Source organism: Sphingomonas sp. FUKUSWIS1, assembly GCF_000733135.1.
Taxonomy (GTDB): Bacteria; Pseudomonadota; Alphaproteobacteria; order Sphingomonadales; family Sphingomonadaceae; genus Sphingomonas; species Sphingomonas aerolata.
Map to the genome: position 1 here is coordinate 1 of NZ_JPJC01000171.1, position 9,664 is coordinate 9,664.

The window sequence follows — 9,664 nt, forward strand, 5'->3', positions numbered from 1 at the left end:
CGTCAAGGATTACGAACGCGTGCCCCAGGCGCTGCGCACGACGCCGCGCAATGGCCGCACGCCCGATGCCGAACTCGTCGCGGGGCTGTCGCTGATCGAGCAGGAGATTGGCGAGATGACGCAAAGGCTCGCGCAGGACGATCTCGACACGCTGGCGACGCGCGGTCGGTTCCTCGAGATGAAATATCGCGACGAGACCTAGCACGCCGTGAGGGCGGGGCGGAGATGCTCTCCATGCCGTTAAACCTCAGCTTAACAGCACATTCCGCTTCGGTTCAGCCCGACTCGGATAGAGCGGGACCACGGTCGCGGTTCATGCGTTTGCTTCATGCGGACCGGACGTAGAGGAGGTTCTCGATGAACGGATTGATGAAAAAGGCAGGTCTCGGCATCGCACTTGCGGCGACCGCGTTGACCGCGGCAGCGCCAGCCGATGCGCAGCGTTGGGGTCGCGGCTATCGCGGCGGCGGCTGGGGTGGGTATCACCATCGCGGCGGCGGCAATGTCGCGGGTGCGGCGGTGCTGGGCGGTATCCTTGGGCTCGGTGTCGGTGCGGCGATCGCGAGCAGCAACCGCGACCGCTATGTCGACCGCGGCTATTATAATGGCGGCTATTACGATGGTCCGCCGGTACGAACCTATTACCGCCAGGATTATCGCCCGCGGTGCTGGAGCGAGTGGCGGGTCGATCCCTATTATGGCGATCAGGTCCAGGTGCAGGTCTGCAGCTGATCTGGTCTGACGGAAAACGCGGCGTCGGGAGCAATCCCGGCGCCGTTTTTTTGTGGCGCCACCCGCCCGCTTGCGGCTAAGCGCGCGCGATGACCGACACCCCCCCAGATCGCCTTTCGACCAACCATCGCAGCCCGTTCTTCCAGCAGGAGCTGCTGGAGCGCGGGATCGGCATCCGCTTCAAGGATGGCGTGCGCCACGACGTCGAGGAATATTGCATCTCCGAAGGCTGGATCCGCGTCGCGCTCGGCAAGAAGGTCGATCGCAACGGCAACCCGCTGACGCTGAAACTGTCGGGGCCAGTCGAGGCGTGGTTCGAGCGGCCTGCGGCTTCGGACGGGGCTACGGACGACGCCGACGAGGGCTGAGCCTCTCGTTCACGAAACCTACCCCGTCATCCTGGGCTTGACCCAGGATCCAGAGTCACAGGCGCCACCCTGCGTGACTCTGGATCGTGACTTTCGTCAGGATGACGGGGAAGGGGCGTGGCTTAAGCCGCCACGCCCTCCAGAGCCTCGCTCGCCTCGAGCCACTTGGCTTCGCTCGCCTCGAGCTTCGCATTCACCTCTGCGCGGCGCTTGCTGAGATCACCCATCGACATGCGCGAGAAGCGCGGCTCGGCGTTGGCCGGGTCGACCATCGCGCGGTCGATCGCGTTGCGTTCCTTGGTGAACTTCGCGGTCTGCTCCTCGACCTCGCGCAGCGTCTTGCGCAGCGCCGCGTCGTTGCTCTTGGCCTCCGCCGCGGCTTTCTTGCCCGCCTTCTTGTCGGCCTTCGACGCAGCATCGCCCTTGCCCGCATCGCCCTTCAGGACGAACGCGATGTAATCGTCGAGGCTGCCGTCGAATTCCTTCGCCGTGCCGCCATCGACCAGCACGAGCCGGTCGGCGGTCAGCTCGAGCATGTGACGGTCATGGCTGACCAGCACGACGGCGCCGGTATAGGCGTTGAGCGCCTGCACCAGCGCCTCGCGCGCGTCGACGTCGAGATGGTTGGTCGGCTCGTCGAGGATGAGCAAATGCGGCGCGTCGCGCGTGATGAGCGCGAGCGCGAGCCGGGCGCGTTCGCCACCCGACAGCTTGCCGACCTTGGTCGTCGCCTTGTCGCCGGAGAAACCGAACCGGCCGAGCTGGCCGCGCACCGCGGCGGGCGTCGCGCCCTTCATCAGATGCGCCATATGCTCGATCGGCGTATCGTGCGGATCGAGTTCCTCGACCTGATACTGGGTGAAATAGCCGACCTTCATCTTGTTCGACGACGCCATGTCGCCGTCCATCGGCGTCAGCTGCGCCGCGAGCAGCCGCGCGAGCGTGGTCTTGCCGTTGCCGTTGCGCCCGAGCAGCGCGACCCGGTCGTCGGGATCGAGCCGCATGTTGAGCCGCTTCAGGATCGGCACGTCCGCATAACCCACGGTCGCCATGTCGAGCGTGATCAGCGGCGGGCGGAGCTCGGTGGGGTTGGGGAAGCCGAACGAGAGCGTCGGATCATTGTAGCTCTCGGCGATCGGCTGCATCTTTGCCAGCATCTTCTGGCGCGACTGGGCCTGCTTGGCGGTCGAGGCGCGCGCGCTGTTCTTCGCGATATACTCCTGCAGCTTCTCGCGCTGCACCGCCTGGTTGGCGCGCGCCGCCTCGATCTGTGCAAGCCGCTCGGCGCGCTGACGCTCGAACGCGTCATAGCCACCGGGATAGAGCGTGATCTTGCCACCCTGCAGATGCAGGATGTGATCGACGACGTTGTTGAGGAAATCGCGTTCGTGGCTGACGACGACGATCGTCGCCTTGTAGCTTTTGAGGAAGTCCTCGAGCCACATCACCGCTTCGAGATCGAGATGGTTCGACGGCTCGTCGAGCAGCAGCAGGTCGGGCTGCGAGAACAGCAGCGCGGCGAGTGCGACGCGCATCTTCCAGCCGCCCGAGAAGCTGTCGAGCGTGCGGGCCTGCATCTCCTCGTCAAAGCCGAGGCCGAGCAGGATCTGCGCCGCACGCGCGGGCGCGGTATAGGCGTCGATCGCGATCAGCCGCTCGTATACGTCACCGAGCCGGTCGGGATCCTCGCTCGTCTCGCTCTCGATCATCAGCGCGGCGCGTTCGAGATCGGCCTCGAGCACGGTCTCGAACGGGGTCTTCACCCCGTGCGGGGCTTCCTGCGCGAGATAGCCGATGCGAGCGCCCTTTGGCATGTCCGCGGAGCCGTCATCGGGCTCCAGCTGCCCTGCGATCACGCGCACCATCGTCGACTTGCCCGCACCGTTGCGGCCGATCAGCCCGACGCGGCTGCCCGGCGGCAGCGCCGCACTGGCGCCGTCGAGGATAACGCGTCCGCCGAGGCGCACCGTGATATTGTTCAGGTTCAGCATGGCCGCGGGCGTTAGCAGATGCAGCATGGTTTTGCGAGGGGGCGGGCGAGGGGGCAGCGCCGATCGCGGCGCGTCGTCGATTGCGGCACGGCGCCTCCACCTCCCGTCATCCTGACTTTCGTCAGGATGACGGCGGGGAGTATGGAACGGCGGGAGACGACCCGCCGCGTACTAGTGAACGAAGCGCGCCACGACGTCGCGATAGGAGCGCGACACCTTCACGCTGGCACCCGAATTGAGCACCAGGAAGCATTCGCCATTGGTATGCGGCTTCACCTGCTTGACGAGGTCGAGATTGACGATCGTCGAGCGATGCACGCGCTGGAACCTGCGCGGGTCGAGGCGCTTCTCCAGATCCTTCATCGTCTCGCGCAGGATCAGCGTGTTGTCGCCGGTGTAGATGCACATATAGTCGCCGGCCGCGTCGATCCGCTCGATTGTGTCGACGTCGACGCGGAAGATCTGGCCGCGATCCTTGATGTTGATGAGCTTTTCGAAGCGGTTGGCGGACACGGCATCGCCATCGGGCATGTCGGCGGCGGCATCGGGGGCGACGTCGGCGAGCACTTCGCGCAGACGGTCGACCTCCTCGACGCCGCGCTTTTCCGACAGGCGCTGGCGGACGCGTTCGATCGTATCGGCGAGCCGCGACTCCTCGACCGGCTTCATCAGGTAATCGACCGCCTGCGCCTCGAACGCGCGCAGCGCGTGGTCCGAATAGGCGGTGACGAAGACGAACAGCGGTGGTTCGACCTCCATCAGCCCCTGGACGACGGAGAAGCCGTCAAAGCCGGGCATCTGGATATCGAGGAAGACGAGATCGGGCTTGTGCGTCTTGATCGCGCGAATCGCCTCGCGGCCGTTCGAGCATTTTTCGATGATCTCGACGTCTTCATGCGCCTGGAGGCGGAGTTCGAGCCCCTGGATCGCCAGCGGCTCGTCGTCGACGAGAATGGTACGGATGGTCATGCGGCCTCTCTGTTCACGTCTTCAAGCTGGTAGGGAATCTCGATCTCGACCGAGAAGCCGCCAGCGGGCGTGGAGCGGGTTTCAAAACGATGGTCGGGGCCATATGCCTGCGCCAACCTGTCTCTAATATTAGCGAGCCCGACGCCTGTTGAAAGGCTTGGACTGATCCGGCCATCGATCAAGCCCGGTCCGGTATCGGATACGGCGATCTGCACCCGTTCCCCGGCCAGCCGCACCGTGACGCAGATTTCGGCACCTTCCTCCTGCGGCGTGACCGCATATTTGATCGCATTCTCGACCAGCGGTTGCAGCAGAAGCGAGGGCAGGCGGGCGCGTTCGGCGCGGGGGTCGATGTCGAATTTGGGCCGCATCCGGTCCTCGAACCGCATCTTCTCGATCTCGAGATACAGCTTCAGCGTCTCCATCTCCTGCGCGACGGTGACGTGCGCGGTCGGCTCATTGGCCAGCGTGTAGCGCAGGAACGACGACAACCGCGACAGCATCGCGTTCGCGCGCTCGGTCTGTTTGAGCAGCACGAGCGTCGAGATCGAGTTCAGCGTGTTGAACAGGAAATGCGGGTTCAGCTGATAGCGCAGCATCGCGAGCTGCGCCGAGGAGGCCTGATTCTCCAGATGCTGCATCTGATCGATCTGCTCCTCGACGATCAGGTAGAAGTTGATCCCGAAATACAGCGCCGACCAGCCTGCCAGCGTGACGAAGTTGAGGAACACGAAGCCGAGCATGCGGGTGATCGTGATTCCCGGCGTCGCGGTCTGGATGAACGAGAAGGAAAAGGCGTCGAGCACCGCATAGAGAAACGTCGCCGCCGCCAGCGTCGCGATCGTCAGGAACAGCCCGATCACGCGCGGGATCCGGCGGTAATAGCCATAGAGCGTCGAGAGCAGCAGCGTGATGCAATAGCCGACGATCGCCTCGATGATGACCGGGATGATCGAGGTGAGCGTGAGGCCGTTCGACACCGACGACACGCCGCGCAGCATCAGATAGCCGCTCCAGCCCACCGCCTGCAGCGTCCAGAACGCGCGCGCCTTGTTCTCGAAGAACGGCCGCGCGGAAAAGGGCAGGTGGGGGGGCGTGCCGGGGGGCTGGGTGGAAGACGGGGCGGGAGAGCTGGCCATGGTTGGCTGCGGTCTTACACGCGGGCGGCGGCGGGCGCAAAAGTGGTTGCGGCTTCAGGAGATTTTCGTGCCAGCGGCGAAGGGCCGGTGACCAGACGCGAAAGGGCCGCCGTTTCCCATCTGGAAACGGCGGCCCGGTCGTCACGTCGAGGCGATAGGGCTCAGAAGCTGAACCGTGCGCCGACGCGGATCGAGTAGAGCGACTGACGCGAATAGATCGTGTCGCTCGGCGCCGATGCGGGCGCGCTGTACCGATATTGTGCGCAGGCCTGGCTCGAATTCGCCGTGACCGCTGCGCCCGGCGCCGTGCCGGTCGCGACCGCCGTCTGGAGGCACTGAACGCGAACCGCCGGGATCGTGTACGGGAACTGGTATTCGCGGATCTGGCCCCAGTTCTTGTTCAGGAAGTTGGTGACGTTCTCGATATCCGCGAACAGCTGGACGCGGCTGGCGCCGACGAAGGTCGGGATTTCCTGCGACAGATGAAGGTCGAAACGCGTGAACCACTTCGAGTTGAAGCCGTTGCGCGGCGTGATCTTGCCACGATACTTCTTCAGGTCAGTCGAGTTGATCAGCGCCTCGAACGTGTCCCGCGTTGCCACGCTGTCATACGACACCAGCGCATCGGTGGTCGAGGTCGGCACGTAGAGGAGGTAGCGCGATGCGCTGCCGATCGTGCCGAACACCGGCGACCGGTTCGAGGACAGATCCTGCATCGTGTAGCTGTACGGGCGACCGATACGCGTCTCGCCGAACAGCGTGAAGTTGGTCTTGTAGTCGCCGAAGAACGCGTGGTTGAAGCTGACGTTATACTTGATGTTGTGCTTCACCTGGTCGTTCGAGATGCCATAGGCGGCGCCGTTGGCATCGAGGAACGCGCCGTTGCCGTAGTTGGACGACGCGGTCGACGACGTTGCCGGCGCCTGATCCTTGATGTCCTGATAGGTGTAGCTGACGCCCAGGTTGAGGCCGAAATCGAAGTCCTTGCTGACGCGCGCGACGCCGATGTAGCTGCGGCCACGCGTGGTGTTCGTCAGATACAGGTCCGAATTGGTGTCGGCGAACGTGGTCCGCGAGGCATAGCGTACGCGGCCATCTGGCGTCCGCAATGCCGTCGGCGCGACGCGCAGATCGGTGAAGAACACCTGGTTGCGGACGTCGGACCACAGGAAGTCGGCGCCGAAGTGCCAGCCATCGCCGAACGTGCCACCCCAGTTGGGATCATAGTCGGCCGACAGCGTGCCACGCCACTGCGACGGCACCTTGAAGTTCGGATCGAGCGCGTTGGTCGGCGAAAGCGTGTTGACCGTCGCGTTGGTGAGCACGCCATTGGCCGCCGCCGGGACCGCCGTGCCGTTCACGTTGGTCAGGATCGCGCCGCCGTTGGTCTGCGCGTCCGCCGCGGACAGCCCGGCGATCGTGTAGCTGTTGTTGTTGTTCTGGCGGACGTCGATCGCGTTGGTCAGGAAGCCCGTGTTCGAGAAGCTGTTCGAGACATAGACGTCGGGCGCGCCGCCCGAGAAGATGCCGATACCGCCGCGCAGCGACACCGCCGACACCGGCTTGAAGTCGAACCCGATGCGTGGCTGGAACACGCCGCGGCCCGAGATATAGGCGGTGTTCGGGAAGTTGTAGCGCGACAGGAATGCCGAGTTCAGCTCGGGACGGCTATGGCCGCCGAACGTGTCGTAGCGTGCGCCGTAGGACAGCGTGAACAGGTCGCTCACGCGCCACGTGTCCTGAACACCGAAGCTGTAGGACTGGTAGCGGAAGCGCGCAGCACCGTTGACCGGGTCGAGCGACGGAACGGCATTGCCATAGCGGAAACGCTGCGCATTGCCGGCCTGGAAATCGGCGATCGAGTCGAAGTAGTAATCGCCCGCCGTCCGCTGGACGAACAGGTTGTTGATCTTCGAATCGGTGAACTCACCGAACACGCGGACGTCATGATTGTCCCGCGTCAGGCGCCCCTGCACCAGGCCACCGAAGCTGCGGCTGGTCAGTTCGTTCGACTGGCGCGAGATGTCCGGTCCGAACGAGACGTTGCCAAAGCCCGACTGGCAGGTGTTGGACAGGTCGTTGTTGGTGGCGGTGCCGGTGCTGCGATCCGAGGTCGGCGCGGTGCAGACCTGCATCTGGGCGAAGCCACGGCCGAGAATCGGGTCCTGACCGCGCTTATAGTCCTTGTAGAAACCGCGGATTTCGGTCGAGAATTCCTCGCTCCAGTCGCTGTTCAGCTGCGCGACGCCGGTGTGGAGGCGGTTCGACGAGATATAGCCGTTCGACTCGAGGCCAAGCCCGGGCGTGCCCGTGACGAAGGTGTTCTGACCGAGCTGGATCGAATCCTTCGTGTAGAGATAGGTCAGCGACGCGCGCTGCGTATCCGACAGGTTGGCGTCGATACGGGCGACGAGGCGATCGTCGCGATCGTTCGAATCCTGCAGCACGCCGCCGGTGTCATAGCCGTAGCGCGAGTCCGCGATCTGTTGGATCAGGCCGACCTGTGCGTCGGTGATGTTGGGGACGACCGTACCGGCGTTGGTGCCGGCGGTACCCTCGACGATCGGGGTGTTCGCACGGATGCGCTCGCCCGCGATCATGAAGAACAGCTTGTCCTTGATGATCGGCCCGGACAGCTCCGCGCCGAAATTCTCGTACTTGAAGTCGGGAATGTTGACGCGGCCGGTGGGAACGCCGGGGCCTGCCTTCGTGCGGTTGCCGGTCAGGCTGTCGTCCGAATAGGCATAGAAGCCCGTGCCGTGGAATTCGTTGGTGCCCGACTTCAGGATTGCGTTGATCGCGCCGCCCTGGAAGTTGCCTTCGCGGACGTCATAGGGCGCGACCTTGGTCTGGAACTGGCCGATCGAATCGAACGGGATAGGCGCGCGGCGGGTCGGCAGGCCGTCGGGGTTGAGGCCGAAATTGTCGGTGACCGGCACGCCGTCGACCGAGAAGCGGTTGAAGCGCGCATTCTGGCCGGCGAACGAAACGGCACGACCGCCCGAGGGGGTGTCGTCGAGACGCGCGAACGGATCGCGGCGCATCAGGTCGCGGACGTCGCGGTTCACGGATGCGACCGAGCCGATCTGCTCGGCGTTCAGGACCGTTGCCGGGCCCTGGCTGACGTTGCGCGCGCGGGGCAGCGACGACGCGGTGATGACGATGTCCGCACCACCAGATTCGGCGGCGGCCAGCTCGATCGGCAGTTCATAGGTCTGCGCGACGGTGGTCTGGATGTCGGTAATCGACGTTTCGGGATAGCCCGCCGCGGTGACCGTGACGGTGAACGGACCACCCACGCGCAGGCCGCCGGCATTGAAGCTGCCCGAGGCGTCGGTCGTCTGCGTCGAGCGCGAACCCGACGGCACGTTCAGGATCACCACCGTCGCGCCGGCTACGGGCGCGCCATTGGCTGTAACAGTGCCGCGGATCGAGGAGGTCGTCTCCTGCGCGGACGCGGCCATCGGCGCGATCAGCGCAATCGCCGCCGCACCCAGGAAAAGGTTGTTACGCATTTGAAATGTCCCCTTTGAGCTTATGCTCGAGATCCGCGACTTGATCGTTCGGTCAGCCGCGCCCCTGCGCTCCAAATATTTCGGTTCCATGACATTGGCGAGTCGCGTGTTGCGCCGGACGCACTCCGTCATATTGCGTTGCAAAAAAGCCACGGCCCGGCATCGATTGGTCCACGACGGAACCAATCTCGATCAAGTGCGTGAGGCGTTGCGCGTTCAGCTCGCCGCGACGATCGCCGCCCATTCCGCCTCGGTGATCACGCGAATCCCCAGGTCGGTCGCTTTCTTCAGCTTCGACCCCGCGCCGGGGCCGGCGATGACGAGGTCGGTCTTGGCCGAAACCGACGCCGCGACGCGCGCGCCGAGCAGCTCGGCCTGCGCCTTGGCCTCATCGCGGCTGAGTGTTTCGAGGCTGCCGGTGAAGACCAGGGTCTGGCCGGTGACGTCCGAATCGCGCGTCTCGTGTACGACGTCGAGCGGGGTCACCTCGCGCAGCAGATCGAACACGACCGCGCGGTTGTGCGGTTCGGCGCAGAAGCCGATGAGCGCGTTGGCGACCTCGGGGCCGACCCCCGCCGTCTCGATCACACCGACCAGCAGCTTGTCGCGGCGCAGGACATATTTGCGCTCGGGCTCGCCGATCACCGGCGCGATGCTGTGGTACAGGAACACCGCGCGGCGCAGCATGCTGCCGAGCGCCTTGGCCGAGCGATAGCGGCGGGCGAGGTCGCGCGCGGTGATCTCGCCGACATGGCGGATGCCGAGCGAGAAGAGGAACCGGTCGAGCGCGATCTGGCGGCGCGCATCGATCGCGGCGATCAGCTTGGCCGCCCAGACGCGGCCATCCTTCTTGCGCGCGACCAGCTGTTCCTCGGTGAGGCGGAAGATGTCGGCGGGCGACTCGATCAGGCCATCGCGAAAGAACGCCTCGACCAGGGTCTGGCCGAGCC

The 9,664-nt window shown here is 64.9% G+C and carries 7 protein-coding genes and 1 pseudogene; 3 read left to right on the forward strand and 5 right to left on the reverse strand.

Annotated features, from left to right (window positions below):
• The 3 genes and pseudogenes from sphsw_RS10905 to sphsw_RS10915 form a co-directional block, all read left to right on the forward strand.
• A pseudogene (locus tag sphsw_RS10905) lies at nt 1-202 on the forward strand (hypothetical protein); the annotation flags it as partial.
• 155 nt (nt 203-357) lie between these two features.
• Nucleotides 358-732, forward strand: coding sequence for a hypothetical protein (locus sphsw_RS10910; protein WP_031393114.1), 375 nt, complete (start codon nt 358-360; stop codon nt 730-732).
• An 89-nt stretch (nt 733-821) separates the two neighbouring features.
• Nucleotides 822-1,100, forward strand: a complete 279-nt coding sequence (locus sphsw_RS10915) for a DUF3297 family protein (protein ID WP_031393113.1) — start codon at nt 822-824, stop codon at nt 1,098-1,100.
• A 122-nt stretch (nt 1,101-1,222) separates the two neighbouring features.
• On the opposite strand, the gene sphsw_RS10920 is transcribed toward sphsw_RS10915, so the two are convergent.
• From sphsw_RS10920 to sphsw_RS20450, 5 genes are all read right to left on the reverse strand, one after another.
• A complete protein-coding gene (locus sphsw_RS10920; protein ID WP_031440648.1) occupies nt 1,223-3,091 on the reverse strand; it encodes an ABC-F family ATP-binding cassette domain-containing protein in 1,869 nt (622 codons plus the stop codon).
• A 171-nt stretch (nt 3,092-3,262) separates the two neighbouring features.
• A complete protein-coding gene (locus tag sphsw_RS10925) occupies nt 3,263-4,060 on the reverse strand; it encodes a LytR/AlgR family response regulator transcription factor (RefSeq protein WP_031393111.1) in 798 nt (265 codons plus the stop codon).
• Nucleotides 4,057-5,199 carry a sensor histidine kinase gene (locus sphsw_RS10930; protein ID WP_042467064.1) on the reverse strand — a complete coding sequence of 381 codons (1,143 nt, stop codon included), beginning with the start codon at nt 5,197-5,199 and terminating at the stop codon, nt 4,057-4,059. The genes sphsw_RS10925 and sphsw_RS10930 overlap by 4 nt, the downstream gene beginning before the upstream one ends.
• Before the next feature lie 161 nt (nt 5,200-5,360).
• The gene (locus tag sphsw_RS10935; protein WP_031440650.1) at nt 5,361-8,714 is read right to left on the reverse strand and encodes a TonB-dependent receptor; all 3,354 of its coding nucleotides are present in this window, start codon (nt 8,712-8,714) and stop codon (nt 5,361-5,363) included.
• 216 nt (nt 8,715-8,930) lie between these two features.
• Nucleotides 8,931-9,664, reverse strand: a 734-nt coding sequence (locus sphsw_RS20450; RefSeq protein WP_042467065.1) for a helix-hairpin-helix domain-containing protein, incomplete at its 5' end; no start/stop codon positions are given.

Excerpts from the sequence above, each read along its gene's own strand:
- sphsw_RS10910 (WP_031393114.1), top strand. The coding sequence starts at position 358 with ATGAACGGATTGATGAAAAAGGCAGGTCTCGGCATCGCACTTGCGGCG.
- sphsw_RS10915 (WP_031393113.1), top strand. The coding sequence starts at position 822 with ATGACCGACACCCCCCCAGATCGCCTTTCGACCAACCATCGCAGCCCG.
- sphsw_RS10920 (WP_031440648.1), bottom strand. The coding sequence starts at position 3,091 with ATGCTGAACCTGAACAATATCACGGTGCGCCTCGGCGGACGCGTTATC.
- sphsw_RS10925 (WP_031393111.1), bottom strand. The coding sequence starts at position 4,060 with ATGACCATCCGTACCATTCTCGTCGACGACGAGCCGCTGGCGATCCAG.
- sphsw_RS10930 (WP_042467064.1), bottom strand. The coding sequence starts at position 5,199 with ATGGCCAGCTCTCCCGCCCCGTCTTCCACCCAGCCCCCCGGCACGCCC.
- sphsw_RS10935 (WP_031440650.1), bottom strand. The coding sequence starts at position 8,714 with ATGCGTAACAACCTTTTCCTGGGTGCGGCGGCGATTGCGCTGATCGCG.